We start from the raw sequence: 26,622 nt of genomic DNA, 5'->3' as shown, positions 1-26,622 counted from the left end.
CTTGAGGGGACGGTTCAGCCTGCGTGGGCGGGTGATGGTTGCCTACGGGTTGCTCGCGCTCGGACTGTCCTCGGTACTGGCGCTCGTCACCTGGAAGGTGGTCTCGGACTACCTCACCGAGCAGCGGCAGTCGTCCGCGATCGTGGAGACCTCCGATAACGCGGCCGCCTTCCACTACGGCGTTTTCGGTGCGCCGAAGCCGTGCAATCCGGCCCGGGAAGGTGCCGAGTGCAACAGTCCGACGCCCAGGGCGGATGTCGACGTACAGGCGTTGCTGAACAGCTTGCCGTCCACCGACGCGGCGTCGTCGATGGTGTACTACAGCAACCGGTGGTACGCCTCGACGGGTCGTCCGTCCGATCTGCCGCCGGATCTGATCGCCACGGTGCTGGACGGTCATACGGCGCATCGCAGCGTGACCGTGGGCGGTCAGCACGTGCTGGCTGTCGGCGTACCGTTGCGGCGGCCGGGGGAGGCGTTCTTCGAGTGGCATCCGCTGGAGAGCCTGGACAACACGCTGCGGACGTTGAAGATCACGCTGGTCGTGGCGGCGATTGTGACCGCGCTGATCGGGCTCGCGGTGGGGCGGCTCGCTTCGACCCTCGCGCTTCGGCCCCTGGCGGAGCTGACGCGGGTGGCGGATGCCGTCGCACGTGGTCAATTGGACGCTCGATTGCCGGCGGAGAAGGACCGGGATCTCGGCGGTTTGGCGAGGTCGTTCAACCAGACGGCGGCTGATCTCGAGCGGCGGGTGGCGGCGGATGCGCGGTTCGCCGGGGATGTGAGCCATGAGCTGCGGACGCCGTTGATGACGATGCTCAACTCGATGCAGCTGATCCAGAACCATCGCGCCGAGCTGCCGGCGCCCGTACGTGAGCCGGTAGAGCTGCTCGGAGACGACCTCGACCGGTTCCGGCGGCTGGTGATCGACTTGCTGGAGATCTCGCGGGACGACGGCGGTGACCAGGGCAGCCGCGAGATCGTGCGGATCGCCGACCTGGTACGCGCGGCGGCAGACGCAACGGCCGGGCGGGAGGTGACGACCGTCGCGCCGGAGGCCGAGGGGCTGACGCTGCAGGCGGACAAGCGCCGGCTGGAGCGGGTGATCGCCAACCTGGTCGAGAACGCCGAAGACCACGCCGGTGGTTGCAAGGGCGTCGGCGTCGAAGCCGGTGGCCTCGGCGTCATCATCACCGTCGACGATGCCGGTCCCGGTATCGCCGCCGAGGACCGGGACCGCATCTTCGAACGCTTCGGCCGCGGCGAAACCAGCGGCCGCGGCCGCGGCGTGGGCCTGGGCCTGGCCATCGTCGCCCGCCACGTCCAATGGCACGCCGGCACCATCCAGGTCACCGACCGCCCTGGCGGCGGCGCCCGCTTCGTCGTCGAGCTCCCGGCCAAGTAATTCGAGCTCTCGGCCAAGTAATTCGGGTGACGGGCCTGAGGGCCTCTGGCTAACCTGGGCGTATGGCTACTTGCCTCTGTGTCTAGCTGCGGACTCGCTTCCACACCAGAAGTGTGTCCACCAGCTATCACGGAGAGTAACCATGATCACCGTTCGCGGTGTAGATATTCGCGTCGGCGCCCACCTGCTGCTGTCCGACCTCTCGTTCCACGTCAGCCCCGGCGACCGCGTCGGGCTCGTCGGCCGCAACGGCGCCGGCAAGACCACCCTGATGAAGACCCTGGCCGGCGAGGACCGCCCGGCCGCCGGTTCCATCAACGTGTCCGGCTCCGTCGGCTACCTGGCGCAGGACCCGCGCGCTGCCGACCCCAACATCACCGTCACCGCCCGGATCCTGTCCGCCCGTGGCCTGGATGCCGTCGTACGGCGGCTTCGCAAGGCCGAGGCGGCGATGAGTACGGCCGTCGGCGAAGCCCAGGAGCGTGCGATGGCGTCGTACGCGAAGGCCGAGACGCAGTTCCAGGCGGCCGGTGGGTACGCGGCCGAGGCGGAAGCGGCGCGGCTCGCGGCCGGCGTCGGCCTGCCCAACCGTGCGCTCGAGCAGCCGGTCGGCGAGCTGTCCGGCGGCCAGCGCCGACGGGTCGAACTGGCCCGGATCCTGTTCGCGCAGCACGACACCTTGCTGCTCGACGAGCCGACCAACCACCTGGATGCGGACTCGGTGCTGTGGCTGCGCTCGTTCCTGCTCGGCTACCCAGGCGGACTGGTTGTCATCAGCCACGATCGTGAGTTGCTCGCGGCAACGGTCAACCGGGTGTTCCACCTCGACCCGCAGCGGACCACGATCGACGTCCACAACACCGGCTGGTCGAAGTACCTCGAGCAGCTCGAGACGGATGAGCGCCGCCGTGCCCGCGAACGCAGTACGGCGGAACGCAAAGCCGCGGTCCTGCACGCCCAGGCGGCGAAGATGCAGTCCGGTGCCAACACAGCCGTTGCCGCACGCAACATGGCGCGGCGCGCGGACAAGCTCCTCTCCGACCTCGAGCCGGTACGGCGGGCCGCACGCGTGGCACGGATCCGTCTGCCGGAGCCGGTCCCGTCCGGCAAGACACCGCTCAGTGCCGTCGGACTGAAGAAGGCGTACGGCGGTCTGCAGGTGCTCGACGGTGTCGACCTGGCTGTGGACCGGGGGAGTCGCGTCGTCATCCTCGGGCTGAACGGCGCGGGGAAGACGACCCTGCTCCGGCTGCTCGCGGGCCGTGAGGAGCCGGACGCCGGCACGGTCGTGCACGGTCACGGACTGCGGCTCGGGTACTTCGCCCAGGAGCACGACACGCTGGACCTCGCCGGGACCGTCCGGCAGAACCTGGCGTCCGTCGCGCCGAGCCTGACCGACGGCGAGGTCCGGAACGTGCTGGGCTCGTTCCTGTTCAGCGGCGACGACGCGGACAAGCCGGCGCATGTGCTGTCCGGTGGCGAGAAGACCCGGCTGGCTCTGGCCGGCCTGGTCCACTCGGGCGCCAACGTCCTGCTGCTGGACGAGCCGACCAACAACCTGGATCCCGCCTCCCGGGACGAGGTCCTGGCCGCGGTCGGCAACTACCCGGGCGCGATCGTCATGGTCACCCACGACGAAGGTGCCATCGACGCCCTCCAGCCGGACCGGGTCCTCGTCCTCCCCGACGCCACCGAAGACCTCTGGTCCGACGACTACCTGGACCTGGTCTCCCTGGCCTAACCGCGCAACCCCCGACACGCCGCTTAGCTGGTCAGGGGTGGGCGGGGTGGTTAGGGTTGACGTATGAAGAGTTCTGCAGATGTGCAGGAGCTGACCGGGGCGGTGGGGCGGGGAGAGAGCAGCACAGCCGCGCTGGACGCTTGCAATGTGCGGCTCGTGGATCCGGAGCGGGTGGCCAGTGTCAACGCCAGGATGCCTGCTGAGGCGGATGTGGTCGACACGGCGGATGTGTTCAGCCTGCTCGGCGATCCGCGCCGGCTGAAGCTGCTGGTCGCGCTGCTGGACGGCGAACTCTGCGTCTGCGATCTCGCCGCGGTGACGGGGATGAGCGAGTCCGCGACCTCCCACGCGCTTCGGCTGCTCCGCGCTCACCGCGTGGTCGCCGTACGACGGGACGGGCGGATGGCGTACTACCGGCTGGACGACGCACACGTGCGCATGCTGGTCGACCTCGCCGTCGCGCACACCGAACACACCGACGCCATCCATCCCGAACGGCATGGTCACCCGGAGAGGTCGGACGCGTGACCACCGAGCACGGCCACGGCCATGGGCACGCGGTGGGTGCGGAGGCAGACCGGCGGTTGCTGAGCGGCGCGCTGGCGCTGATCGTCGGGTTCATGGCGGCCGAGGTCGTTGTTGGATTCGCGGCCGGCTCGCTCGCGCTGATCACCGACGCCGCGCACATGCTCACCGATGCGATCGCGATCGCGCTGGCCCTGATCGCGATCCGGCTGGCCGCTCGCCCACCGGCCGGCGGCTTCACCTACGGCTTCAAGCGGGTCGAGATCCTGTCCGCCCAGGCGAACGGCATCACGCTGCTGTTGCTCGCGGCGTACTTCGTCTACGAGGCGATCAACCGGATGATTCATCCGCCGGAAGTCGAGGGCCTGCTGGTCTTCATCACCGGTCTGGTCGGCATCGTGGTGAACCTGCTCGCGACCTGGCTGATCAGCAAGGCGAACCGCAGCAGTCTCAACGTCGAAGGCGCCTTCCAGCACATCCTGAACGACCTGTTCGCGTTCATCGCGACCGCGATCGCCGGTCTCGTCGTCTTCCTCACCGGCTTCGCCAGGGCCGACGCGATCGCCGCCCTGATCGTCGCCGCGCTGATGCTCAAGGCCGGCATCTCGCTGGTCCGCGACTCCGGCCGCATCTTCCTCGAGGCCGCACCAGTCGGGGTCGATCCGCAAACCCTCGGCGCCGAGCTGTGCGCCGTCCCGGGTGTGGTCGAGGTCCACGACCTGCACGTCTGGGAGATCACCTCCGGCGAACCGGCCGCGTCCGCGCACATCCTGGTCGCCCAAGGGCTCGACTGCCACCAGATCCGCAGTCAGATCGAGGCCCTACTGGCCGACCGCCACCATCTGACTCACTCGACCCTCCAAGTGGACCACGCAACGGGCGACGAGCGTGACGAGCACTGCAGCGACGCCCACGGCACGGTTCACCGCAGCATCACAACCGCTGGATCAGGATCTGACCCAGCCATTCCGAACCATTGACCGGTACGGCGAACTCCGCATCACGCGTGAAGCCCTGCTTCTCGTAGTACCGCACCAGGGCTCCGTCCCCGCCCGCGAAGCAGTCCACGCGCAACAGCCCGACGCCGGCCTCGCGCGCCAACCCGCGCGCGTGGTCCAGCAGGTCGGCGCCGATGCCCTGACCGGCTGATTCTCGATCGGTCACCAGCAGCCGCACATAGAGCTCCGGCTCCGTAGCCGGTGGAACGTACGGCAGCGCCGCCCCAACGGCCAGCGCGCCGACGACCCGCCCGTCCGCCTCGGCCACCCACAACCCGTCGTCTGCAAACCCGGTGATCTGGGCGATCCGCCGTGGGTTCGTCGAGTGCGGCTCCGTGCCCCACTGATCAGTCCGCCCGCGGGACACCAGCCACTCGGTCGCGCCGTCGAGCAGCGCCAGAACGGCCGGTACGTCGGAGTGCCCCGCGCGGCGGATGCTGATCACTGATCAAGAATAGTTGTACGACGATGTCGAAAACCGGCGGCCGGTCTCTACCTAGTGGTGAAGGTACCCACACGAGAGGAGCTCACCGTGAGCAAGAAGACCGGAAAGCTGGACAAGACATTTACCGCGCCGCTGCTGAAGAGCGATGCCAAGGGCGGCTGGACCTACGTGCAGATGCCCGGCTCGGCCGAGTACTTCGGCACCCGCGGCCTGGTCAAGGTCCGCGGCACCATGGACGGCCACCCCTTCGAGAGCTCCTTCATGGCCCTCGGCGACGGCACCCACAAACTCCCGGTGAAGGCGGACCTCCGCGACCGGATCGGCAAGAAGCCGGGCGAGGACATCACCATCCACCTGGACGAACGCCTCGGCTGACAGCTCCGCGCCCTGTCGGCGGTTTCATCGGCCTGCGATGGCCTCAGCGGAAGAGGTCCAGAAGTTCGCGGTTGCGGGTGTACACGGGGATGACGTCCAGCGGGACATCTCGGCTGATCAGTCCGCGGGAGACCGTGTCGCCCGTCCAGACGTCGTACCACTCACCTTCGGGGAGGTACGACGTCCACGTGGTGGCGCCGGGCTCCAGGACCGGGTTGACCAGGAGCTCGTTGCCGAGGAGGTACTGGTACGGGTGGTTCCAGACCTCGGGATCGTTGAAGTGGTCGAAGAAGAGCGGCCGCATCAACGGGCGGTCGGTGCTGATCGTGGCGGCTGCCTGCGCCGCGAGGTACGGGACGAGCTTCTCGCGGAGTACGGCGTACTGGCGGAAGAGCGGGACGACGCGGTCGTCGCCGGTGGTTTCGGCGACGTGCCAGGGAGTGCGATCGCGCAGGGGGAGTTGGTGGTGGTTGAACTCCGAGTGGTACTGCATGATCGGCATGAAGGTCGACGCGGCCGTCGCGCGAAGGTAGAGCTCGGCGTCCGGGACCGGGCCGGAGAAGCCGGCGAGATCCCAGCCCCAGTAGACGATTCCGCAGCTGGCGGCGGTCAGGCCGGCGGTGATGGACGAGCGGAACGCCGCCCAGGTGGAGTCCTCGTCACCGGCCCAGAAGATACCGTGCGCCTGGGATCCGGTGAAGCCGGCGCGTGAGAACGTCACCGGCGCCTTGCCGGCCGATCGCAGCAGATCACCGAACGCTCGCGCGTAATGAACCGGGAAGAGATTGTTGCCTTCGTCCCCGCGTCGCCCGTCGGCGTAGCGCAGGTCGTGACCCCAGGCGTGTTCGCCGCCGTCGGTCTTGAAGCCGTCGACGTCGAACTCCTCGACCAGGTAACGCCGCTTCTCGGTCCACCAGTCGCGGGTCCGCTGGACCGACAGATCCGGCATCAGCGCCTTCGGGAACCACCAGCCGCGATTGTGGTACGCCGTACCGTCGGCTTCGAGCACGGCGTGACCCTCGCGGACCATCGCCTCGGCGTCGGCCGCGACCTGACCGGTGCTGAACTCCGTTTTCTGCAAGGGGATTTGCCAGAGGACGACCTTGATGCCGCGGCGGTGCAGCTCGTCGATCATCTCTTTCGGCGCGGGCCAGGCGCCGTCCGCTGGGTAACTGAAGTCGCTTGCCTTGTGCGCGCTGCCGTCGGGCGTGACGTCGTACTGCGCATCACGCCAGATGGTGATGCCTTCCTCGTCGCTCCACGCCTCGATCACTACGGTGCCGACCGGGATGTCGAGATCGCGGTGCGCGTCCATCCTCGCCATCACGAGGTCCTGCGTGTTCCATTCGTTGCCGGAGGCCCACAATCGGAACACCCAGGACGGCAGGTCCTCCGCACGGCCGGCCTCGTCCAGGAATGCCGTCAGTACTTTCGTCGGCGAGCCCTGGTAGATGCCCAGGTCAACTACCGCTTCGTCGCCGAGGGCAACTTCTACGAGCAGTTCGGTGTCGTCCGACGAGAACCAGGTCCGCCGGGACGTCCGCACGTGGAAACCCCAGCCGTTGCCGTCGGCATTCACCACCTGCGCGAACGGCATCGGCAGATACGTTCGCCCGTGCACTCCTTGCGACTTGTACTGCTCGAACACCACCGCGTCGAGCGACCGCCCCCGCTGATCCAGTACGTCGTACCGTTCGCCGAAGCCGACCAGATGATCGCCGGGCCGAAATTCGAGCCTGAATCGTGCCCGGTGGGTTTGTTGAGCAGAAACCAGCCACTCGACACCACGCACTCGACCTTCCGCACCCCTGATCTGGCCACCTGAGGGCATCCAGGTGGCAGGGCAAACCTCGAACCACTCCGTGCTCTCCGCACTACTGCCGCTCGTGTAGGCGTGGAAGCGGTATCTCACCGGCTCGGTGATCGGCGGCGTGACGACGAACCAGGCACCGTCGGCGCCGAGCGACTTGGCCTGGGCCTCGCTCAGATGACCCTCGCCACCCGCCAGCGCGGCCGCGTCGCCGGACGTGTCCGTTGCCGGGGACAACTCGAGCTCAGAGGAATCCCACTCGCAGACGACTCGGGTGACGTCGGGGGAGACGACCACGCCGAGCCGCACGGACTCGCCCGCGAGAGGCAGAACAGGGACGCGTTGGTCGGGGGAGGCGGCGTACGGGTGCTCGATGCCGAACGGGCGATGCGTGATCATGTCAGTCAGCCTTGCGGGTGATGCCGAGTTCGTCGGCGAGGATCAGGTACATACCGTGCGACCAGAGCAAAGGACTGGCCACGGTTCCCCAGCGCGCGATCCATTCGTCACGCGATCCGGGGTGCAGCAGGTGATGCGGGACCTGCTCGGGGAGGTTGCCGTCGGCATCGGCCTGAGCGGCGATCCAGCGGAGGTGACGCCAGGCACCGTCGACGTCACCTGCGACGGCGAGGTTCCAGCCCAGCAGCGCGGACAGCAGGATCCACTGCCCGCCGCCGTAGAACACGTCCGCGCGGAACCGATGCACGCCACCGTCGACATCCAGCTCCCGGGCTACGGCGGTCAGAGTGGCGGCAGCAGTCGAGCCTGACACCAACCCGAACGGTACGACGCACGCCGGCAAAGAGCCGTCCACCGCCGAGGTCCCGAACCATTTGGTCAGATGACCGTCATGGATGCCGTGAGCATCGACCAGTTCACGGATGCTCGCGGCAACGGCCGACGCCGGAGCCGACGTATATGGGCTGATGGCAACCAATCCGCCGTGGATGGCGCCGAGGGTGGAGACATGCCGATGCTCGACATGCTCCTCCCACCAGTCGTAGCACGGCCGGTCCCAGACCGCGACCAGATAGTCGACCGCGACGTCGATCCCACCCCTCCACCGCTCGAGATCGAGCCCATGCCGCGCGGCGTGCGTGACGACCGACCACAGCCACATCCCATACCCGTCGGTCTGAAAGTCCCACCAAGGATCCGACCCATCAGCCCCGTCAAACGTAAACCGCGTCGGCAACATCGCCGAGTCAGCCGGCACTTCACCCCGGGCCGCCGCCGCGCACAGGTCGTCGACCTGTGCCCGGCGACCCCGCAACACCCGATCCGCCCAGTCATGAAACCGCGAAGCCGACGCCACATCGCCGTACCGCGAAATCCCCTCCGCGGTAAACGACCCATCCCGCAGCCACGCATACCCCTTGTACGCCGAGAACGTAGGCGCAGCCGGATAAGCCCCACCAACATCCTGATGCTCGATGATGATCGCGTGGCTGCGGTCGGCCAGGTCCTTCAGCTTCCCCGCCCCCGAGCGGAGCGAGGGGGCGGGTGCTTGTTCGTCTTTCACTTCTTCAGGAGACCGTTCACCTTGGTTTGGGCATCGGCTAGGGCCTTCTCGACCGTCTTGCGCCCGGCTGCCGCGGAGGTCAGCTCGGCGGTGACCAGGTCCTGCATTTCCTGCTGGCGTTCGATCACCGGGGGTAGCACGGGCTCGTCGAGTGCCGTGAAGACCGCCTCGCGGTTGGCCGGCTTTGGCTGGTCCAGGTACGGCGCGAGCTTCGCCTCGTCCGCGACCGGCGGCAGCTCCCACGACGTCGCCAGGCGGGTCTTGGTGGTGTCGTCCGACGACGCCAGGAAGCTGATCCACTTCTGTGCGGCCTCGGCGTTCTTGGACGCGGCGTTCACCACCAGCCCGTTGACGAACATCGCCGACGCCTTGCGCGTGTTCCCCGGCTCCACGACCACATCCCAGTCGAATGGAGCATCCGCCATCGGAGAGAACATCCAGATCCCGGTATGCCACATCGCCAGTTTCCCGGACTTGAACAGCTTGGAGTCGAAGTCCGGCGTCCCCGCGCCGTCCGCCTCGGTCGGCATCGTCTTGCCGACCTTCTCGACCAGGAACTTCGCCGCCTCGACACCCTCCGGCGAGTTGAACGTCGCCTCGGTCCGCTCCGCGTTCAGGAACGAGCCGCCGTTCTGCGCGAGTACCTTGTAGAACTCGTTGTACGACACCGGCTGGTAGTCGCCCCAGACCTTCGAACCCTTGTTCGTCAGCTTGGCAGCCGCCGCCTGCTCGTCTTTCCACGTCCACGAGGCGGTCGGCTCAGCGACCCCAGCCTGCTTGAACAGCGCCTTGTTGTAGAAGAGCACGACGTTCGAGAAGGACTCCGGTACGCCGTACTGCTTCCCATCCGACGTGAATGCGTCGTACAGGGACTTCTTGTAGACGGACGAGTCGACGCTCTTCAGCTCGGCGAGCGAGCCGTTGCTTGCGTACGTCACGAAATTCTCGTAGTTGAGTTCGAAGGCGTCGGCCGCGGTGCCACCAGCGACCGCGGTCTGCAGCTTCGTGAAGTAGTTCGCGTACGGCACCGTCTCGACCTGGACGGTGATGTTCGGGTTGGCGGTCTGGAACGCGTTGACGATCGCGGTCAGGTCCTTCTCGTGGCCGTCGTTGGCGGAGAAGTTCATGTACCGGACGACCGACTTACCGTCGGGAGCGGCTGCTTCCTTGGTTGCCGAGCCCTGCCCGCAGGCGGTCAGCGCGAGTATGCCGGCCAGCCCGGCGACCCCAAACTTCAATAGGCGCATGATCAAACATCCCCTCTTACTTGATGCCGGTGTGTGCCACACCGGCGATGATGTGGCGCTGCGCGAGCAGGTAGACGATGGCGATGGGCACGATCGAGACGACGGACCCCGCCATCACGACGTCCCATTGCGTCGTGAACTGGCCTTGCAGCGTGGCCAGTCCGAGCGGCAAGGTCATGAACTCCGGCGACCGGATCACGACGAGCGGCCAGAGGAAGCTGTTCCAGCTGCCCATGAACGCGAACACCGCGACGGTCGCGAGTGCGGGCCGGATCAGCGGCAGCACGATGGTGGTGAAGATCCGCAGGTGCCCGGCGCCGTCGATGGTTGCCGCCTCGTCCAATTCGGCCGGTACGGCGGTGACGGCCTGCCGGAGCAGGAAGACACCGAAGGCGGATGCGATCGTCGGCGCCAGCAGCGCGAAGTACGTGTCCTGCAGATTCAGCGTCTTCATCTCGATGAACAGCGGTACGACGAGCACCTGCAGCGGCACCATCAGTGTCGCCAGGTAGCAGCCGAAGATCACGTTCTTCAACGGGAAGTTCAGCCGGGCGAACCCGTACGCCGCCATCGAACCGGTGACGAGCTGGAACACCGTGGAGGCGATCGCGATCAGCAGCGAGTTGGCCAGGATCCGCCAGATCGGCATCGCGTCCAGCAAGGTGCGGTAGGCGTCGAGAGTCGGATTGTCGACAACCAGCGTCGGACCGTCGGCGAGTGAGCCTTCCGGCGTGATCGAGGTGATCACCGTCCACAGGAAGGGGAAGAGCATGACGGCCGCGCCGACGAGGACGGCTGCGTACAGCAGGAACCTACGCATAGTGCACCCACTTCCGCTGGCCGCGGATCTGGATCACGGTGATCACCAGGATCAGCGCGAACAGGATCCACGAGAGCGCGGACGCCTCGCCGGCGCGTCCGTACCGGAAGGTGAGGTCGTAAATCTGCCCGACCACCACCTGGCTCGACCCAGCCGGTCCACCGCCGGTCATCACGTACACCTGGTCGAAGACCTGGAAGCCGTTGATCAGTGATATCACCACCACGAAGAAGGTCGACGGCGACAGCAGCGGCAGCGTGATCCGCCAGAACCGCTGCCAGGCGCTCGCCCCGTCCACGGTCGCCGCCTCGTACACATCGGAGGGAATCGACTGCAACCCCGCCAGCAGGATCACCATCACGAACCCGAGGTCCTTCCAGGCCGACGACAGGATCACCGCGGGTAAGGCCCACTGCGGATCCGTCCACCATCCCGGACCGGACAGACCGATTGCCCCGAGCAACTGGTTGACCAGCCCGTTCGCTGGATTGAGCAGCCACTTCCAGACCAGCGCGACGACGACCCAACTGGTCACCACGGGCAGGAAGTACGTCGCCCGCAGGAACGCCCGGCCCTTGAGTCTCTGGTTGAGTGCGAGCGCGAGCCCGAGGCCACCGGCGTACACCAGTGGGAGGTAGCCGGCGACGTAGATCAGCGTGTGCAGGAACACCCGGCGCGTCATCGGGTCGGTGAGCAGGTTGGTGTAGTTGTCGAGACCGGCCCACTCCATCGGCGAGATCAGGTTCCACTTGTGCAAGCTGACCCACAGGCTGGACACCATCGGCACCAACGTGAACACGAACAACGGAATCGCGCTGGGCAACAGGAAGAACAGCACCCACCCCAGCTTCTTCCAGCCCATCGTCCGCCGCACCGTGCTTGACCGGCTCGTCTGCGGCGCCCGGGAAGGCCGGGTGAGTGTCGACGTACTCACGATGCGCCCAGCCGAGCCCGGACGAGCCGGCTCTGTTCGCCGCCGTTGCCGGCCGAGTCGAACGGCGACCCCAGGACCAGCGACGCCGCGCCGCGAGCCCACTGATCCTCCGTCCACGGTTCGACCACGAGCGGGACGCCTTTGCGGGCCGGCAGCAACGATCGCCGGAACGACGGCTCGAACCCGGTCTGCCAGAACTCCCATCCGTCCACCCCTTCCCCCAGCAGTACGACGACCTCCGGGTCGACGGTGTGGATCACCCCGGCCAGCGCCCGCCCGAGCAGCTCACCCGCTTCCGCGTAGATCGCCCGTGCCTCGGTGGATCCATTGGTTGCCGCGCGCAACAGCTCCTCGAGCGACTCGATGCCGCACCGGGCGCGCGCCGTACGAACCAGTCCGTCCGCTCCGATGTAGGCCTCAAGGCAGCCGGTCGAACCACACGTGCACGGCGGTTCCGCACCACCGGAACCGCCGGAAGTCCACACCGGGATGTGGCCGATCTCGCCGGCGCCGCCGTTGGCGCCGCGATAGATGCCCCCGTCAACCACGATCCCGCAGCCGATGCCGCGCCCGATCGTCACCACCAGGTACGCCGAATGCTCGCGGCCGATCCCGTACAGCCGCTCGGCCGCGGCCAGCGTGTTCACGTCGTTGTCGACCAGAACCGGCGTACCGACGGCCTGTCGCAGGATCGGACCGACCGGCGCGGCCTGCCACGACAGGGTGGGCGCGTCGACGATCCCCGAAGCCTGCGAGTCGACCGAACCCGGTACGCCGACGCCGACACCGAGGAGCCGGTCGTCGAGCGAGGCGACTTCCGCGGCGAGGATCCGGCCCAGCTCTCCCAGCGCGTCGCTCGTGCCGGGGTCGTACGGATGCGACCGCGCGGAGCGGACCGTCCCGTCGAGCTCGACCGTGACGACGGCGACGTGATCGGCGGTGACCTTGGCGCCGAGCGCGACGCCGGCCTGGCTGACCAGCCCGAGCAGCCTGGCCGGCCGGCCGCCGTTCGACGGCACCGACTCGAGCTCCTCGACCACACCACGCGCGATCAGGTCCTTGGTCACCTGCGTGACCGTCGCCGGGCTGAGGCCGAGGCCGCGTGCGATGTCGGTCCGCGAGGTCGGCCCGCGCGTCCCCAGCAGCGCCACGATGCCAGACGGCACCAGGTCACCCCGTGGCCCCTGACCAGTCACCACCGCACCTCCACCTGACTTACTTCGGCACTAAATTTAGTCCAAAAGTAAGCATCGGTGGCGATGCCCTGTCAAGACCTCGAGGCCCTGTTTGATCAAATCCTGAGACCCGGATCACGATTGTCCATGTCCTGAGTAAGGACTGTGTGAAGAATCGATGCTGACCTGCCGCTCGGGTGTGGATCCGTCGGCGCCGGACCGTAAGTTCGATGCCGGGTGGTCAGTCGAGGTCAGGAGTGAATGCAGTGCAACGGGGCTCACAGGGCATGCCGTCGGTGTGCCCGCGATCAGCGGCGCCGGGATCGTTGTGACGACGCTGAACAAGGTTCTCGCCATCGCCGGAGTGGCTCTGCTGCTCGGCGGGGTGGCGCTCGGCTTCCGGTCGGTGTCGGCCGGTGGCATCGACTGTGGTTCCACTTTTCAGCCGGCCGCAGGGCTCACCCCGATGGCGTGCGACAGCCGGCTGAACAGCGCGAGCACGCTGGTCACCATCGTGATCAGCGCCGGCGTCCTCGCCTTGATCGCCGCCGCCACGGTCAAGGTCGTCCGCGACAAGGCCAGCGCCTAATTGACGTGCACCTCCGGCCCGGCCGCGACAGGCTGACCGGGTGACGATCGAACCGTTCCGCCTCGAGATCCCCGAAGCCGACCTCACCGACCTGTGGGCCCGGCTCGACCTGGTCCGCTGGCCGGACGAACTGCCCGGCGTCGGCTGGGCGTACGGCGTATCGCTGGCCTACCTCCAGGAACTCGTCCACTACTGGCGGACCGAGTACGACTGGCGCAAGGCGGAGGCGCGGCTCAACGAATGGCCGCAGCACACGACCACGATCGACGGCGCAGGAGTGCACTTCGCGCATCTCCGCTCGCCGGAGCCGGAGGCGATGCCGCTGATCCTCACGCACGGCTGGCCGGGCTCGATCGTCGAGTTCACCGACGTCGCCGGGCCGTTGACCGATCCCCGCGCGTACGGCGGCGATCCGGCCGACGCGTTCCACCTGGTCCTGCCGAGCATCCCCGGCTTCCCGCTCTCCGGGCCGACGCGCGAGCCCGGCTGGGAGTTCATGCGGACTGCCCGCGCCTGGGGCGTGCTGATGGAACGCCTCGGCTACGACCGCTACGGCGTACAGGGCGGTGACTGGGGTGCGGCGATATCACGCGAGCTCGGGCGCATCCAGCCCGAGCGGGTGATCGGCGTACACCTCAATCTCATCCCCGGCGCGGGTGCGACCTCCGAGCCGACACCTGAGGAACTCGAGCCATTGACCCCGGCCGAGCGCGAACGCACATGGGCGTCCTGGCGCCGGCAGCAGGGATGGTTGAAGGAGAAGCAGGGGTACGCCGACCTCCAGTCGACCAAGCCGCAGACGTTGGCCTACGCCCTCACTGACTCACCGGTCGGCCAGTTGGCGTGGATCGCCGAGAAGTTCCACGACTGGTCGGACCCCTCGAGCGACCTCGACCGCGATCACCTGCTCACCAACGTGATGCTCTACTGGTTCACCCGTACGGCGGGATCGGCAGGACGCATCTACTACGAGCGGGCGCATGCGCCGTACTGGGGTCAGCCACCCGAGCCCTCGACCACGCCGACGGCACTGCTCGACCTCGCCCATGACAACTTCATCCCGCTCCGGCACCGGGTCGCGCACACCGACAACATCGTCCGCTGGACCAGCCACCCGAACGGCGGCCACTTCGCGGCGCTCGAGCAACCTGAGGTCCTCGTGACCGACGTCCGGGAGTTCTTCCGCGGTCTGCAGTGAGCAGCATCAGCTCTCGGCTTCGCTCTGCAGCTTCTTCTGCAGCTCGTCCTTGCTGAGGCCGGAGGTGCCGGAAATGTCCGCGTTGGCTGCCTGCTGGGCAAGCTGCTCACGGGTCATGTCACCGGGCTGCTCGCCGAGGTGTTGCTTGCGGCTGGCAACGAATGCCTCACCGAGTTCCGCGCGGCGCTGATCCGACAGGTTCGAGCGCATCCCCGGGAGTACCTTGGTTTCTTCTTCCTCGACATGGTGGGTGACCGCGTCGACGAGGTTCTGCAGCGCCTTGTCGAAGTCGGCCGAGGCTGGGTCTGTCTTCGCGAGCTTCGCCAGCAACTGGTCTGCCTCGACGTGCTCCTGCTGGCTGTGCGAGACCTCCTCCTTCTCACCCGCCTCGGAGGCCGCCACCGGGTAGACCTCCGCCTCTTCGGCGCGGCTGTGGGCGGTGAGCAGCGTGGTGAGCACCGGCAGCAGGTTCGGGCGCTTGTCCGGGTTCTCCTTCAGCTCCTCGAAGAGCCGTTCCACCTCGCGGTGGTCCTGCATGATCAGATCGACAACGTCCGCGGGCATCTCGGTCCCCTCTCGTTTCGGCGCCCAACTTGAGCGCGCCCCCGGTACCCGCGGTCAATCACCTCCGTTGTGCCGACATATCGTGCTGCCATGAGCTTCACCGGGTTCCCGGCCGCCGCGCTGGACTTCTACGACGACCTCGAGATGGACAACACCAAGACGTTCTGGACGGCGAACAAGCACGTCTACGAGGAGTCGGTCCGGGCGCCGATGGCGGCATTGCTGGCGGAGCTCGAGGAGGAGTTCGGCACCGCGAAGATCTTCCGGCCGTATCGCGACGTCCGCTTCGCCAAGGACAAAACGCCGTACAAGACCCACCAAGGTGCGTTCATCGACGTTGCCCCGGCCACCGGGTGGTACGTCGAGGTCGCCGCGCCTGGGGTTCGCGTCGCGGCCGGCTTCTACGAGGCGAGTTCCGAACGGCTGGCCCGCGTGCGTACGGCGATCGACGACGACCGGCGCGGTAAGAACCTGGAGAAACTCCTGGCCGATCTGACCGCGGCGGGCTGGACTGTCGGCGGCGACCAGCTGAAGACCAGCCCGCGCGGCTACGACGCTGACCACCCGCGGATCGAGCTGCTCCGGCACAAGTCCTTGACCGTCGTCAAGTCTTACGGCTTCGAGCCCGTCATCCACACACCGGAGCTCGCGGCGCGCATCCGTGCCGACTGGGCAGCCACCAAGCCGTTGATCACTTGGCTGACCGACAACTCCTAGCCTTCGTACTCGCGCTGGATCTTGGTCAGGATGTCGCGCGTCCGGTTCGGCGGCTGGGCCGCGAGGCAGAGCGCCTCCATCGTGGCTGTGTACTTGTCGAGGTCGTCGAGCTTGTCCAGGTAGAGCGCACTGGTCAGGTGCTCGATGTAGACGATGTCCGGCAGGTCCTGTTCGGGGAAACGCAGAATGCTGTACGCGCCACCGGTCGCGGCGTGACCGCCCGAGCCGAACTCCACCACCTGCAGCGTCAGGTTCGGCAGGTCCGTCAGCTCGATCAGGTGATCCAGCTGCGCGCACATCGCCTTCACCCCGCCGATCGGCCGGCGCAGCACCGACTCGTCGACGACGGCCCAGAGCCGGACCGGGTTCGGGTTCGAGCGGGTCAGTACGTTCTGGCGGTTGACCCGGAGGTTGACGCGCCGCTCGACCTCCTCGGCCGGGATCACGCCACGACCGAGCTGTACGACGGCGCGCACGTACTCCGGCGTCTGCATCAGACCGGGGACGAACTGCAGCTCGTACGTACGGATCAGCTGGGCAGCCGACTCGAGGTCGAGGTACGAGTGGAACCAGCTCGGCAGCACGTCGCCGAACCGGTGCCACCAGCCGGGGTTGTTCGCCTCCCGCGCGAGAGCGAGTAGGCGCTCCCGCTCCTCACCGTCGTCGAGGCCGTAGAGCGTGAGCAGATCGGCGACGTCGCGCTCCTTGAAGCCGACGCGACCGAGCTCCATCCGGCTCACCTTGGACTCAGATGAGCGGATCTCCCACCCCGCGTCCGACCGGCTGATACCGGCCGCCTCCCGCATCCGGCGAAGATGCGCCCCCAGGATGATGCGCAGCGCGGTCGGCCCGCTTTGCGCGCCCGACTCGCTCACACTCACCTCCCAAGCCCCCAGCAGCTCTGACACCGGCAAGTACGCCCGCAATTGCACATCATCGCACGAGGGGCGGGCATTCTGCCGAAGTTCTTACATAAGCCGTCGGGATCCACTCTGCCGGTGACGCAGCGTGACACTTAACCGATCAGGCAGATCCGCTTTGTCCGGACAAAGTTTGCTGATCGACCACCGACGAACACTGTTCGACGACCCCAGACCGGGCCCTCGGCAGGCGGGAAACCCGGTTTTCCGGTCACGAAGTGGAAAACGTGCGGATGCACGTGCATCGGGCGCTTGCATTCGTAGCGTGCCGACGCCATGATTGATTCATGCACAGAAGGTGAGCTGAATCTCGCGAAACGTGACATCGCGTGATCCGGCAGGCCGGTCCTACAGACCGCCGGCGGGCCCCCGTCGGCACGACTGGTTGGGGAACCCGAGTCGATGAATGACGACGACAGTGAGGCAGCCGAGCACACCGCCGACATGACCGGTGGACGCGCGCCCGACGAGCTGACCGAGCGGGAGATCCAGGAACTGGTCGCGCGTTGCCCCGAGCAACAGCGCTGGGCCTTCGAGGGCTGGCTGCGCGGCGTGCGCCAGCTCGACGGCGACCCGATCGTGAGCCTGGCCCCATGACCCCCGAACGAGGAGGACGGAAGATGGTGCGGATCTGGCTGGGAGACCACCTGATCGCCGAGTACACCGCCGAGCCCGATCGAGCGTCGCGGTACCAGCGGGTGATGACGCCGAAGTTCACCGGATTGCGTATCACCGTTGACAATGCGGCCGTCGGCAGTGCCTCCGAACTGCCCAGCGAACAGCTCTGGCCGCTCACCGTTCAGTAGCCTCAGCCCACCACGAAGGCCGACCCTCGCCGAGGGTCGGCCTTCGTTGTCTTTCTTCGGTACAACGTGGTGCGCCGCGACCGAGTAGGTCGCTCAGCCGAGCCGGCCGCGGAGCGTCGTACGACTGATTCCGGACAACGGAAGAGGCCCCTTCGTCACTCGCCTGGCGAAGGGGCCCCTGCTTTCCGGTCTTACTTTGGTCTTGCTCAGGCGAGGTCGTCGAACTCGCCGTCGTGAACGCCGCCGAGGAACGCCTCGATCTCGGCCTTGGTGAACACCAGCGCGGGTCCGTCGCTGTACCGCGAGTTCCGCACCGCTACCCCGCCGCCGGGGAGCTTCGCCACCTCAACGCAGTTGCCGTTCGGGCCACTCCGCTGACTCTTCCGCCAGATCAGCTCGCTCACCGCGTCGCCGGGCATGCCGTTGTAGATAGCAGTCATCAGCTGCACCTTTCGTACGTCTTTGGCATATGCACGTGCATTTGGCCTTGCATTTGCATCGTACACGTTTGGGGGCCCTGTGTCCGCTCCGTTACGCGGTGTGGTTGAAGTCGCGTCGATCGACGCTGCGGTGGTTGCTGCAGGTGACCGTTTTCGGCCGGTTTGACGGTCCAGAACGCCGCCGCGGAACGACGGCCCGCGAGTACCCGGCTGCGGTGGTGTCCGGCCGTCGGCGTGACCATCCGGCGGAGAACTGAGGTGTCGCGGCGATTGGAAGATCGAGGGAGGGGGAAGGGTGTCGTTGGGGCCCGGTCGGCACCTGGTTTGTCAAGACTTTCGAGTGATCCGGAATCGCTTCTGTGGTTGACGAATCAGGCAGTTCGGCCGACCTCGGAAAAGACACTCCCGAAGCGCCGTACCAGTGCTCCGCGAGGTCCGGAACTGCCCTACGATGACTAGCACCTTTTCCCCGACACGAAGGCTGCGCCGATGGCGACTTCCGACGCTCCGGACACGACTCCGGAGTTCGACACTTCCCAACCGACCATCGCCCGCGTCTACGACGCCCTGCTTGGTGGCAAGGACAACTTCGCCGCCGACCGGGAAGGCGCGGCGCTCTACCTGAAGTACGTTCCGGACGCCGGTCGCTGCGCGATCGAGAACCGGGAGGCCCTGGTCAAGGGCGTCCACTACTTGGCCCGTGTGGCGGGGATCGACCAGTTCCTCGACATCGGCAGCGGCCTGCCGACGCAGAAGAACACGCACGAGGCGGCGCAGGAGATCAATCCGAACGCCAAGGTCGCCTACGTGGACAACGACCCGATCGTGCTGGCCCATGGCCGCGCGCTGCTGGCGACCAACAACAGCACCATCGTCGTCACCGCCGACCTGCGCGAGCCGCAGGGCATCCTGGACAACCAGGAGATCAAGGACCACCTGGACTTCAGCCGTCCGATCGCGCTGATGATCGTCGGCATCCACATGCACTTCCACGACGACGAGAAGCCCGACGAGTGGGTCCGGACGATCATGGACCAGCTGGTGCCCGGCAGCTATCTGTTCATCACCGACTTCGTCGACACCGGTGAGCCGCTGCAGAAGGGGATGGAGCGCGCCGGTCTGGAGAGCCTCGGCAACGGATGGATCCGGACTCCGGAGCGGATCGAGCAGCACTTCCTCGGGATGCCGCTCGTGCCGCCGGGTCTGGACTTCCTGGCCCGCTGGTTCCCGGAGGACCCCGAGGGCGACGTCCCCGCGGCCGAGGACCTGCAGCCGTACCAGCGGATCCTGATGGCAGGCATCGCCAAGAAGGTCTGAACCGCCGTAGAAACGCTGACAAGGCGCGCGTCCCGTTTCGGGGCGCGCGCCTTCGCATGTCCGCTGTCGCCCGGGGTACCGCGAGGGCGTGAACAGAGTCGAGAACATCTGGGGCGTACGGACGCCCCACGAGCGCGGCACCGAATGGCCGGAGCGGGTCGATCAGGAGCTCGCGGTCGCCGAAGCCGAGGTGGATCGGTGGGTGCAGTCGGCCTGTGTGCTCTGCAGCAACGGCTGTGCCTGCGACATCGCGGTCAAGGACGGGAAGATGGTCGGCGTTCGCGGTCGCGCCGGGGACCGGATCAACCACGGCCGGCTCGGCCCGAAAGGTCTGTACGCCTCCTGGCAGTGGAGTGACCAGGACCGCCTCACTCACCCGCTCGTACGGACGTCCGAAGGGCTCCGGCAGGCGACCTGGGACGAGGCGATGGGCCGCATCGTCGAGGAGTCGAAGAAGCGCCACCCGCTGAAGCAGGGCTTCTACACCAGCGGCCAGCTGTTCCTGGAGGAGTACTACACGCTCGCCGTCATCGGCAAGGCCGGCCTCGGCACTCCGCATATGGACGGCAACACCAGGCTGTGCACCGCGACCGCGGCCGCCGCGCTGAAGGAGACCTTCGGCTCGGACGGTCAGCCCGGCAGCTACGAAGACATCGAGCACTGCGACGCGCTCTTCCTGTTCGGGCACAACATGGCCGCGACCCAGACCGTGCTCTGGTCCCGCGTCCTCGACCGGGTCGAAGGCCCGGACGCACCGGTGATCGTCGCCGTCGATCCACGCGACACACCGGTCACACGACTCGCCGATGTCCATCTCGCGCCGCTCCCGGGGTCCAATCAAGCCCTGATGAACGGCCTGATCCACGAGCTGATCGAGCACGGGTACGTCGACCACGACTACGTCGCCCGGCACACCATCGGGTACGACGAGTTGGCCGCGACCGTGGCGTCGTACGAGCCGAAGCAGGTGGCCGAGATCTGCGGGGTGAACGCGGTCGACGTACAGCATGCTGCGGAGATCTTCGGTAGGTCAGAGCGGGTGCTCTCGACCGTGTTGCAGGGGTTCTATCAGTCGCATCAGGCGACTGCGGCGTCGTGTCAGGTGAACAACCTGCACCTGCTTCGCGGCCTGATCGGCAAGCCGGGCTGTGGTGTGCTGCAGATGAACGGTCAACCGACGGCGGAGAACACTCGCGAGTGCGGCGCCGACGGTGACCTGCCCGGCTTCCGTAACTGGGCCAACCCCCAGCACATCGACGAGTTGGCGAAGCTCTGGAACGTCGACCGGCTGAAGATTCCGCACTGGGCGCCGCCGACGCATGCGATGCAGCTCTGGCGCTACGTCGATCAGGGGTCGATCGACTTCCTCTGGATCTCCGCGACCAACCCGGCCGTCTCGCTGCCGGAACTGCCCCGGATCCGCGACATCCTCAGCCGGGAGGACCTGTTCCTCGTCGTCCAGGACGGCTTCCTGACCGAGACCGCGCAGTACGCCGACGTCGTGCTGCCGGCGGCGCTCTGGGGCGAGAAGCAGGGGACGTTCACCAACGCGAGCCGGACGGTGCATCTGTCCGAACAGGCCGTGGATCCGCCCGGCGAAGCGCGCAGCGATCTGGACATCTTCCTCGACTACGCGCGGCGGATGGACTTCCGGGACGCCGACGGCGAACCGCTGATCGGCTGGACGACGCCGGAGGAAGCGTTCGAGGCGTGGAAGGAATGCACCCGCGGGCGACCGTGCGACTACAGCGGTCTCACGTACGACGCTCTGCGGGGTGCGAGCGGGATCCCGTGGCCGTGCACCGACGATGCACCGGAGGGGACTGATCGGTTGTATGAGGATTCGGTCTTCCCGACCGAACCGGAGACGTGTGAGGACTACGGCCACGATTTGCTGACCGGTGGAAGCACGACACCCGAGAAGTACAAGGCTTTGAACCCTGGCGGCCGGGCGTTCCTGAAGGCGATGCCGTTCACGGAGCCGCCGGAGTGGATCTCGTCGGCGTACCCGCTGATCGCGACCACCGGGCGGTCGCCGTACCACTTCCATACCCGGACGAAGACGGGTCGATCGCCGCAGCTCAAGCAGGCCGAGCCGAAGGTGTGGGTGGAGCTGTCCGCGGCCGATGCCGCCGAGCTTGGAGTTGCTGAGGGCAACCAGGTGCGAGTGGAGTCGGCGCGGGGGTGGATGGAGGGCGCGGCCCGGATCGGCGGTGCCCGGCCGGGGGTGGTGTTCGTGCCGTTCCATTTCGGTTACTGGGATGCGACCGAGGGTGCGCCTCCGTCGGCGGCGAACGAGTTCACGCTGACCGAATGGGATCCGGTGTCGAAGCAACCGATCTACAAAGTGGTGGCCGTTCGGGTGAGGAAGGCGTGACATGCATCTGTCGACGTACCTGGGTCTGTTGCATGCTTCGGAGAACTCACTTGCGGAGGCATTCGATCAAGTCGGCCGCGACCATGCCGACGAGCCGGATGTCGAGCACCTCTGCCACGTCCTGAGTGAGAAGGCCGCCGGCCACGTCGAGGCGCTGAGTCCATTCGTTACTCGGTACGGCGTCCAGCGCGAGGACGAACCGGATCGGCTGCACGCGGCCGAGTTCGGCGGGACGCGGACGGGCGGTGTCGGGCTGCTGCGGGACCTGCAGGATCTGTATGTACTCGCGTCCTTCGTCGACATCACTTGGACCGTCGTCGGTCAGGCGGCTCAAGGTGTTCCCGACGCTGAATTGCTGAAGACTGTCGGCAGTTGCCAGGCGGAGACTTCTACTCAGCTGAGCTGGTTGCAGACCCGCATCAAGCAGGCGGCTCCCCAGGCGCTGATTGTTGCTTGAGCGGGCTCGTGGTTGGGCCGTCCAGGACTGTGCCGTCCGGGGCGAAGCGGGAGCCGTGGCAGTTGCAGTCCCAGGTGGTGTCGGCGTTGTTCCAGTGCAGTGGGCAGCCGAGGTGGGTGCAGACCGGGTCGACGGTGTGGAGTTCGCCGTCGTGGTCGCGGTAGGCGCCGACGGTTTTGCCGTCGTCGGTGGTGATCAGACCGCCCTGGCCGACCTCGAGGTGGTCGAGTCCGCCCTTCAGCATCCGGCCGAGCCGGCCTTTGGCGAACTCCTTGCCCACATGAAGATTGTCCTTCACCAGCTTCGCGACCGCTTGTGCGTCGCCGATGCGGCCGGCGTCGTACAGGCCGGTCCAGGGGTTGTCGCGGCCGAGGACCAGGTCGCGGAGGATGCCAGCGGCAACGGTTCCGTTGCTCAGTCCCCACTTGTGCATGCCGGTGGCAACCAGCAGCGGTGAGCCGGAGGACTTGCCGACAAAGGGGAGCAGGTCGGGAGTGCTGTAGTCCTGGGCGGACCAGCGGTACTCGGGCTGGGCGCTGAAGTCCCACACCGTGCCGACCCAGTCGACCAGGCTCTGGTAGATGGCTTCGGTATCTTCCTCTGCGCCGGTCTCGTGGTCGCCGCCGACGACGATCAGGCCGTTCGGGCCGCCGCCGGGCCACGGGCGGGTGGAGCGCACCGGTGAGTCGACTGTGATCGTCATACCCCGCGGCGCTTCGACCGGCAGTTGTACGGCGATTCCGTGCGACTGGCTCGGCCGGGTCCGGGCGAAGTAACCGCCCGTCAGTCCGATCGGGAGCAGGGTGGCGACGACGGCGTGGTTGGCGCGGACCAGCGGACCCTGCGCGGTCACGGCTTCGATGTCGTGGTCGGTGTTGAACTCGGTCACCCGGCTCTGCTCGAAGATCCGACCGCCGGCTTGGGTGAAGGCGGTCGCGAGGCCGGCCAGATAGAGGGCCGGGTGGAGTTGGACCTGGTCGTCGAAGCGGACGGCCTCACCGATCTTCAGCGGCAGACCGACTTCGTCCGGGTCGACGAAGTGAGCGGGGAGTCCGAGCGCGGATGCGACGTCGGCTTCACGGCGCAGCGTGGACTCGGGTAGCTCGGAGTAGACGAAGGACGGCGTACGGGTGAGTTCGCAGTCGATGCCGAGGCGATCTGCCAGGGCTGCGACCTCGTCGACGGCGGCCTGGTTCGCGGCAGCGTACTGGCCGGCCTTGCCGGGGCCGTGACGGTCGAGGAGGTCCGCGTAGATCGCGTTGTGCTGGGAGGTGACCTTGCCGGTCGTGTTGCCGCTGGTTCTGGCACCGAGCCGGCCGGCCTCGAGCAATACGACGTCCGCACCCGCTTGCTGGAGGTACAACGCGGTGGTCAGTCCGATCAGCCCGCCGCCGACAACCACTACGTCGGCATGCTTGTCAGCCAGGATCCCGTCGTACTGCGGAATCGTCGCGGTCGCCAACCATACGGAACCCTGAGTCGTCATGTGACTCTGGTACCCGCCTCGGCTGAGGTTAGTTGCTGTGCTTCTCGGCAAGCAGGGCGAGGCGACGGAGGGTCTCGTGGTTGCGGAGCCGGAGCAACGGGTCGACGATGCTGTGCGGGATCGCGGCCATCGGTCCCTTGACGGCCTGCTCGCGCATGATCAGATGGCAGTCGCCGTCCCTGTCCGTGGCGACGAACTCCACCCGCCCCTCACCGGTCGGCCAAGCACGGACCGTCAGTTGCAGGAACCTGTTCGGCTCGTACTGCTCGACTCTGGTGGTGTCGTCGATCAGCAGTGGCCACATGCCGACCGAGTGATGAATGCTGTGCCCGGGCTGCGGCCACCCCTTCTCGACGTCACGCACCCGGGACGCCCCGACGACCCAGGCGGCGTACGTCCATCCGTCGGTCAGGATCGCGAACACATCCGGCACCGGCGCCCGCACCAGCCACTCGTTCTCCGTCATACCGCCGCCGGTACCCAGGGTGGGTGCGACGAAGCGTCAACGGATGGATGACAGTAGTCTTGTCAACGGATCGATGACCTGCTATATCAAGAAGTGCGGATTCGCCGCCTGATCCGGAACCGGGAGCTCATATGCCGCAGTCCGACAACGAAACACCGGCGGCGGCGCTCGGGGTCCTGGTCGATGTACTGGGGAGATTGTCCTCCGCCCCGAGCGTCCCCGGGGCGGAGGCTGCCTCCTCGCCTTCCGCGGTGTCCTCGGCGGACGAGGTGCTGGCCGCGTTGGTGCGGTTGCGCGAGTTGCGGGAGCTCCTGGCAGCGTGGGAGCCGCGGCTGATCGAGGCAGCGCGGGCTGCCGGAATCAGCTGGACCCAGCTCGCCCCCGCGTTGGGCGTTGCCAGCCGGCAAGCCGCGGAGCGCCGGTATCTGCGGCTCAATCCACATGCCACCAAGCCGGGGCTGACCGGCGAACAACGGGTGCAGGCCGCGCGCGACGAGCGGGCCGGCGATCGCGCAGTAGCGGTCTGGGCGCGGAACAACGCGGCCGATCTACGCCGACTGGCAGGACAGGTCGCGGCGCTCGACGGGCTGGACAGCCGGACCCAGGAGAGCGTCGACGCTGTCCACGAAGCCCTCGGCGCCAATGACTCGGCGGCGCTGCTGGAACCACTCGCCGAGGCGGCGCAGCACCTCAGCAAGGTCCACCCGGGACTGGCGGGCCGTATCTCCGACCTCGGCAGCCGCACCGACGAGATCCGCCAGTCCACTCAGAACCGCAACCGCCGCTGACCGGTCCGCAAGGAGGCTGACCACCGATGAAGCTGCTGCTCGAACTTCGCCCGGTCGAACACCTCGACGCCAGCGTGGAGTACTACCGCGACCTCGGCCTGGAACCAATTGCCTGGCCAAGTGACGACACCGCATTGCTCGGCCCACACGGCCGCCGGCCGACGCTTGCCCTGGTACGCGACCCCGCCGAGTGCGCACTCGGGACCGGCGGGGTGTACGACGTCGGTGACGTCGACACGTTCTTCCAGAACCACCCCGCCCTCGACTGGCTGCTCAGCCCAGCCGACACCCCCCTCGGCCGCTACGCCGTCTTCTCCGACCGCACCGGCACCCCAATCCGCCTACTCGACCCAGCCCTCGGCCTGGACACCCCCACCCCCACAGCCCCAACCGCCTACGCCACAGCTAGCTAGCTCCTGGGAAATGCCCAGCTCAACGCGTCGGCCAGGCCGATTTGCCAGCAGGCGTAGTCGTGGCCGCCTTCGTACTCTCGGTAAGTTGCGTCGTACCCTCGGCGGGTGAGGACGTCGGCGAGGTGCCGGTTGTCCTCACGGAGGTCCTCTGTGGTGCCGGCCTCGAGGAAGAAGCGTTGCGAGGTCGCGGGGCCGTGGTCGAGTTCGGCGATCACTGCGGGTCCGCTCAGCTCTTTCTCGTCCCACCAGAACGAACTCGACTGCCCGACGACCACGTCGAACAGGTCGGGCCGCAGCCGAGCGGTGAATGTCGCGGCCAGCCCGCCCAGGCTCTGGCCGATCAGCGCCGTCGGCCCGTCGGTGGCCCAGCGCTCGGCGGTCCCGATCGCGAACGGCGCGAACACCTCCGGCCGCGGCAACGTGTCGTGTCGGTGCAGCCCCTGGATCGACTCGATCATCACCACCCGGATCGGTGCGATCTCGCCGCGGCCGATCAGGTTGTCCAACAGCACCGGCAGCCGCAGGTCCGTCCACCGAGCTCCGTCGAACATCACAGCCAGCCCTCGCGGCTCCACCGGCTCGTAGACCGACACCACAGACCCGTCCTCCGACGCACACCGCCGTACGACGCCGTGCTCGTCGGCAGGCGTCACCCAGCTGTCTCGGGACGGCGCCTCCGGCAGCTCGAGCACCGACGCCGGGCCTGGGTTGCCATAAGTACAGCCGGCTGGATGCACCAGCGGATTGCCTGGATCCGCGACGCCGGCCGCCATGATCGCGGTCCACCGCTCGTCATCCACGACCTCGCCCCGCACCAGCGCGCCGTACATCGGGCAGAGCTGGTACGACGTCCGCAGCGCCGACGGCAGCTCCAACGTCAGAGCCCACGACCGCTCGTCACGAACCATCAAGTACTTGTCGAGCTCGCCGTCGTCATACGCCCGATCGGTGTGCGAGATCAGCCGTACGACGACGTCGTACGCCGGCCGGTCCTCCGTCCAGCGAAACGTGACCTGGTGGAAGCCGGGTCTGCTGGCCCTGATGTCCATCTCCGACCCCTTCGACAGCACCGCTGGTGAGACGGAGA

General features: G+C 67.3%; 28 protein-coding genes. 15 read left to right on the top strand and 13 right to left on the bottom strand.

The window, feature by feature from the left end; genetic code table 11:
- The first annotated feature begins 1 nt into the window (after position 1).
- From EV646_RS36135 to EV646_RS36120, 4 genes are all read left to right on the top strand, one after another.
- Positions 2–1,405, top strand: a complete 1,404-nt coding sequence (locus EV646_RS36135) for a sensor histidine kinase (protein ID WP_132156830.1) — start codon at positions 2–4, stop codon at positions 1,403–1,405.
- A gap of 142 nt (positions 1,406–1,547) precedes the next feature.
- The gene (locus EV646_RS36130; RefSeq protein ID WP_132156828.1) at positions 1,548–3,146 is read left to right on the top strand and encodes an ABC-F family ATP-binding cassette domain-containing protein; all 1,599 of its coding nucleotides are present in this window, start codon (positions 1,548–1,550) and stop codon (positions 3,144–3,146) included.
- 63 nt (positions 3,147–3,209) lie between these two features.
- Positions 3,210–3,674: an ArsR/SmtB family transcription factor gene (locus tag EV646_RS36125; protein WP_241996551.1), complete on the top strand. Its 465-nt coding sequence runs from the start codon at positions 3,210–3,212 to the stop codon at positions 3,672–3,674.
- Positions 3,671–4,651: a cation diffusion facilitator family transporter gene (locus EV646_RS36120; RefSeq protein ID WP_132156826.1), complete on the top strand. Its 981-nt coding sequence runs from the start codon at positions 3,671–3,673 to the stop codon at positions 4,649–4,651. Before EV646_RS36125 ends, EV646_RS36120 begins: the two co-directional genes overlap by 4 nt.
- On the opposite strand, the gene EV646_RS36115 is transcribed toward EV646_RS36120, so the two are convergent.
- On the bottom strand, positions 4,605–5,114 hold the full coding sequence (locus tag EV646_RS36115) for a GNAT family N-acetyltransferase (protein WP_132156824.1): 510 nt from the start codon (positions 5,112–5,114) through the stop codon (positions 4,605–4,607). The two genes, EV646_RS36120 and EV646_RS36115, sit on opposite strands and share 47 nt — an antisense overlap.
- Before the next feature lie 87 nt (positions 5,115–5,201).
- On the opposite strand from EV646_RS36115, the gene EV646_RS36110 reads away from it, so the two are divergent.
- Positions 5,202–5,489, top strand: coding sequence for a DUF1905 domain-containing protein (locus tag EV646_RS36110; RefSeq protein ID WP_132156822.1), 288 nt, complete (start codon positions 5,202–5,204; stop codon positions 5,487–5,489).
- Between the two features lie 43 nt (positions 5,490–5,532).
- On the opposite strand, the gene EV646_RS36105 is transcribed toward EV646_RS36110, so the two are convergent.
- Genes EV646_RS36105 through EV646_RS36080 form a run of 6 tightly spaced genes read right to left on the bottom strand, consistent with a single transcriptional unit; the run spans position 5,533 to position 13,018 of the window.
- Positions 5,533–7,698, bottom strand: a complete 2,166-nt coding sequence (locus tag EV646_RS36105; RefSeq protein WP_132156820.1) for a glycoside hydrolase family 31 protein — start codon at positions 7,696–7,698, stop codon at positions 5,533–5,535.
- A 1-nt stretch (position 7,699) separates the two neighbouring features.
- On the bottom strand, positions 7,700–8,821 hold the full coding sequence (locus EV646_RS36100) for a glycoside hydrolase family 15 protein (RefSeq protein WP_132156818.1): 1,122 nt from the start codon (positions 8,819–8,821) through the stop codon (positions 7,700–7,702).
- Positions 8,818–10,068, bottom strand: a complete 1,251-nt coding sequence (locus EV646_RS36095; protein WP_132156816.1) for an ABC transporter substrate-binding protein — start codon at positions 10,066–10,068, stop codon at positions 8,818–8,820. Before EV646_RS36095 ends, EV646_RS36100 begins: the two co-directional genes overlap by 4 nt.
- 16 nt (positions 10,069–10,084) lie before the next feature.
- Entirely contained in the window at positions 10,085–10,888 is an 804-nt protein-coding gene (locus EV646_RS36090) for a carbohydrate ABC transporter permease (protein WP_132156814.1), read from the bottom strand.
- Positions 10,881–11,822 carry a carbohydrate ABC transporter permease gene (locus tag EV646_RS36085; RefSeq protein ID WP_241996550.1) on the bottom strand — a complete coding sequence of 314 codons (942 nt, stop codon included), beginning with the start codon at positions 11,820–11,822 and terminating at the stop codon, positions 10,881–10,883. The genes EV646_RS36090 and EV646_RS36085 overlap by 8 nt, the downstream gene beginning before the upstream one ends.
- Positions 11,819–13,018: an ROK family transcriptional regulator gene (locus tag EV646_RS36080; RefSeq protein WP_241996549.1), complete on the bottom strand. Its 1,200-nt coding sequence runs from the start codon at positions 13,016–13,018 to the stop codon at positions 11,819–11,821. Before EV646_RS36080 ends, EV646_RS36085 begins: the two co-directional genes overlap by 4 nt.
- A 277-nt stretch (positions 13,019–13,295) precedes the next feature.
- Here EV646_RS36080 and EV646_RS36075 point away from each other — a divergent pair, with 277 nt between their 5' ends.
- Together EV646_RS36075 and EV646_RS36070 are read left to right on the top strand one after the other, a co-directional pair.
- Positions 13,296–13,586, top strand: a complete 291-nt coding sequence (locus tag EV646_RS36075) for a hypothetical protein (RefSeq protein WP_132156810.1) — start codon at positions 13,296–13,298, stop codon at positions 13,584–13,586.
- Positions 13,587–13,626: 40 nt separating this feature from the next.
- A complete protein-coding gene (locus EV646_RS36070) occupies positions 13,627–14,784 on the top strand; it encodes an epoxide hydrolase family protein (RefSeq protein ID WP_132156808.1) in 1,158 nt (385 codons plus the stop codon).
- A gap of 6 nt (positions 14,785–14,790) precedes the next feature.
- Here EV646_RS36070 and EV646_RS36065 read toward each other — a convergent pair whose 3' ends face one another.
- Positions 14,791–15,348, bottom strand: coding sequence for a hemerythrin domain-containing protein (locus EV646_RS36065; protein WP_132156806.1), 558 nt, complete (start codon positions 15,346–15,348; stop codon positions 14,791–14,793).
- A 90-nt stretch (positions 15,349–15,438) separates the two neighbouring features.
- Between EV646_RS36065 and EV646_RS36060 the strand changes: the two genes are divergently transcribed.
- Positions 15,439–16,065, top strand: a complete 627-nt coding sequence (locus EV646_RS36060; RefSeq protein WP_132156804.1) for a DUF2461 domain-containing protein — start codon at positions 15,439–15,441, stop codon at positions 16,063–16,065.
- Here EV646_RS36060 and EV646_RS36055 read toward each other — a convergent pair.
- Positions 16,062–16,940: a helix-turn-helix domain-containing protein gene (locus EV646_RS36055; RefSeq protein WP_132156802.1), complete on the bottom strand. Its 879-nt coding sequence runs from the start codon at positions 16,938–16,940 to the stop codon at positions 16,062–16,064. The two genes, EV646_RS36060 and EV646_RS36055, sit on opposite strands and share 4 nt — an antisense overlap.
- A 447-nt stretch (positions 16,941–17,387) precedes the next feature.
- Here EV646_RS36055 and EV646_RS36050 point away from each other — a divergent pair, with 447 nt between their 5' ends.
- Together EV646_RS36050 and EV646_RS36045 are read left to right on the top strand one after the other, a co-directional pair.
- Positions 17,388–17,582, top strand: coding sequence for a hypothetical protein (locus tag EV646_RS36050; RefSeq protein WP_132156800.1), 195 nt, complete (start codon positions 17,388–17,390; stop codon positions 17,580–17,582).
- On the top strand, positions 17,579–17,791 hold the full coding sequence (locus EV646_RS36045) for a hypothetical protein (RefSeq protein ID WP_241996548.1): 213 nt from the start codon (positions 17,579–17,581) through the stop codon (positions 17,789–17,791). The genes EV646_RS36050 and EV646_RS36045 overlap by 4 nt, the downstream gene beginning before the upstream one ends.
- Positions 17,792–17,997: 206 nt before the next feature.
- Here EV646_RS36045 and EV646_RS36040 read toward each other — a convergent pair whose 3' ends face one another.
- Complete coding sequence (locus EV646_RS36040) at positions 17,998–18,231, bottom strand: DUF397 domain-containing protein (RefSeq protein ID WP_132156798.1); 234 nt, start codon at positions 18,229–18,231, stop codon at positions 17,998–18,000.
- Between the two features lie 489 nt (positions 18,232–18,720).
- Here EV646_RS36040 and EV646_RS36035 point away from each other — a divergent pair, with 489 nt between their 5' ends.
- From EV646_RS36035 to EV646_RS36025, 3 genes are all read left to right on the top strand, one after another.
- Positions 18,721–19,548: an SAM-dependent methyltransferase gene (locus EV646_RS36035; RefSeq protein WP_132156796.1), complete on the top strand. Its 828-nt coding sequence runs from the start codon at positions 18,721–18,723 to the stop codon at positions 19,546–19,548.
- Between the two features lie 88 nt (positions 19,549–19,636).
- Positions 19,637–21,925, top strand: a complete 2,289-nt coding sequence (locus EV646_RS36030) for a molybdopterin oxidoreductase family protein (protein ID WP_132156794.1) — start codon at positions 19,637–19,639, stop codon at positions 21,923–21,925.
- A 1-nt stretch (position 21,926) separates the two neighbouring features.
- The gene (locus tag EV646_RS36025; RefSeq protein WP_132156792.1) at positions 21,927–22,382 is read left to right on the top strand and encodes a hypothetical protein; all 456 of its coding nucleotides are present in this window, start codon (positions 21,927–21,929) and stop codon (positions 22,380–22,382) included.
- Here the strand turns inward: EV646_RS36025 and EV646_RS36020 are convergent.
- Both EV646_RS36020 and EV646_RS36015 read right to left on the bottom strand, forming a co-directional pair.
- A complete protein-coding gene (locus tag EV646_RS36020) occupies positions 22,345–23,868 on the bottom strand; it encodes an FAD-dependent oxidoreductase (RefSeq protein ID WP_132156790.1) in 1,524 nt (507 codons plus the stop codon). The genes EV646_RS36025 and EV646_RS36020 overlap by 38 nt on opposite strands.
- A 28-nt stretch (positions 23,869–23,896) precedes the next feature.
- Positions 23,897–24,334: an SRPBCC family protein gene (locus EV646_RS36015; protein WP_132156788.1), complete on the bottom strand. Its 438-nt coding sequence runs from the start codon at positions 24,332–24,334 to the stop codon at positions 23,897–23,899.
- 131 nt (positions 24,335–24,465) lie between these two features.
- On the opposite strand from EV646_RS36015, the gene EV646_RS36010 reads away from it, so the two are divergent.
- Positions 24,466–25,122, top strand: a complete 657-nt coding sequence (locus EV646_RS36010; RefSeq protein WP_132156786.1) for a hypothetical protein — start codon at positions 24,466–24,468, stop codon at positions 25,120–25,122.
- Positions 25,123–25,148: 26 nt separating this feature from the next.
- Positions 25,149–25,535: a VOC family protein gene (locus EV646_RS36005; RefSeq protein ID WP_132156784.1), complete on the top strand. Its 387-nt coding sequence runs from the start codon at positions 25,149–25,151 to the stop codon at positions 25,533–25,535.
- On the opposite strand, the gene EV646_RS36000 is transcribed toward EV646_RS36005, so the two are convergent.
- Positions 25,532–26,584 (bottom strand): enterochelin esterase domain-containing protein, encoded by a 1,053-nt coding sequence (locus EV646_RS36000; protein ID WP_132156782.1) that lies wholly within the window; start codon positions 26,582–26,584, stop codon positions 25,532–25,534. The two genes, EV646_RS36005 and EV646_RS36000, sit on opposite strands and share 4 nt — an antisense overlap.
- Positions 26,585–26,622: the final 38 nt, after the last annotated feature.

Source organism: Kribbella antiqua (assembly GCF_004345665.1).
Lineage (GTDB): Bacteria > Actinomycetota > Actinomycetes > Propionibacteriales > Kribbellaceae > Kribbella > Kribbella antiqua.
This window is presented reverse-complemented; position numbering and strand designations above follow the sequence as displayed.

What these genes read in the sequence shown, in the direction of transcription:
- EV646_RS36035 (WP_132156796.1), top strand. Translation starts at nt 18,721, where the DNA reads ATGGCGACTTCCGACGCTCCGGACACGACTCCGGAGTTCGACACTTCC.
- EV646_RS36125 (WP_241996551.1), top strand. Translation starts at nt 3,210, where the DNA reads ATGAAGAGTTCTGCAGATGTGCAGGAGCTGACCGGGGCGGTGGGGCGG.
- EV646_RS36045 (WP_241996548.1), top strand. Translation starts at nt 17,579, where the DNA reads ATGACCCCCGAACGAGGAGGACGGAAGATGGTGCGGATCTGGCTGGGA.
- EV646_RS36095 (WP_132156816.1), bottom strand. Translation starts at nt 10,068, where the DNA reads ATGCGCCTATTGAAGTTTGGGGTCGCCGGGCTGGCCGGCATACTCGCG.
- EV646_RS36025 (WP_132156792.1), top strand. Translation starts at nt 21,927, where the DNA reads ATGCATCTGTCGACGTACCTGGGTCTGTTGCATGCTTCGGAGAACTCA.
- EV646_RS36040 (WP_132156798.1), bottom strand. Translation starts at nt 18,231, where the DNA reads ATGACTGCTATCTACAACGGCATGCCCGGCGACGCGGTGAGCGAGCTG.
- EV646_RS36005 (WP_132156784.1), top strand. Translation starts at nt 25,149, where the DNA reads ATGAAGCTGCTGCTCGAACTTCGCCCGGTCGAACACCTCGACGCCAGC.
- EV646_RS36065 (WP_132156806.1), bottom strand. Translation starts at nt 15,348, where the DNA reads ATGCCCGCGGACGTTGTCGATCTGATCATGCAGGACCACCGCGAGGTG.
- EV646_RS36050 (WP_132156800.1), top strand. Translation starts at nt 17,388, where the DNA reads ATGAATGACGACGACAGTGAGGCAGCCGAGCACACCGCCGACATGACC.
- EV646_RS36105 (WP_132156820.1), bottom strand. Translation starts at nt 7,698, where the DNA reads ATGATCACGCATCGCCCGTTCGGCATCGAGCACCCGTACGCCGCCTCC.
- EV646_RS36010 (WP_132156786.1), top strand. Translation starts at nt 24,466, where the DNA reads ATGCCGCAGTCCGACAACGAAACACCGGCGGCGGCGCTCGGGGTCCTG.
- EV646_RS36130 (WP_132156828.1), top strand. Translation starts at nt 1,548, where the DNA reads ATGATCACCGTTCGCGGTGTAGATATTCGCGTCGGCGCCCACCTGCTG.
- EV646_RS36015 (WP_132156788.1), bottom strand. Translation starts at nt 24,334, where the DNA reads ATGACGGAGAACGAGTGGCTGGTGCGGGCGCCGGTGCCGGATGTGTTC.
- EV646_RS36020 (WP_132156790.1), bottom strand. Translation starts at nt 23,868, where the DNA reads ATGACGACTCAGGGTTCCGTATGGTTGGCGACCGCGACGATTCCGCAG.
- EV646_RS36060 (WP_132156804.1), top strand. Translation starts at nt 15,439, where the DNA reads ATGAGCTTCACCGGGTTCCCGGCCGCCGCGCTGGACTTCTACGACGAC.
- EV646_RS36000 (WP_132156782.1), bottom strand. Translation starts at nt 26,584, where the DNA reads ATGGACATCAGGGCCAGCAGACCCGGCTTCCACCAGGTCACGTTTCGC.
- EV646_RS36090 (WP_132156814.1), bottom strand. Translation starts at nt 10,888, where the DNA reads ATGCGTAGGTTCCTGCTGTACGCAGCCGTCCTCGTCGGCGCGGCCGTC.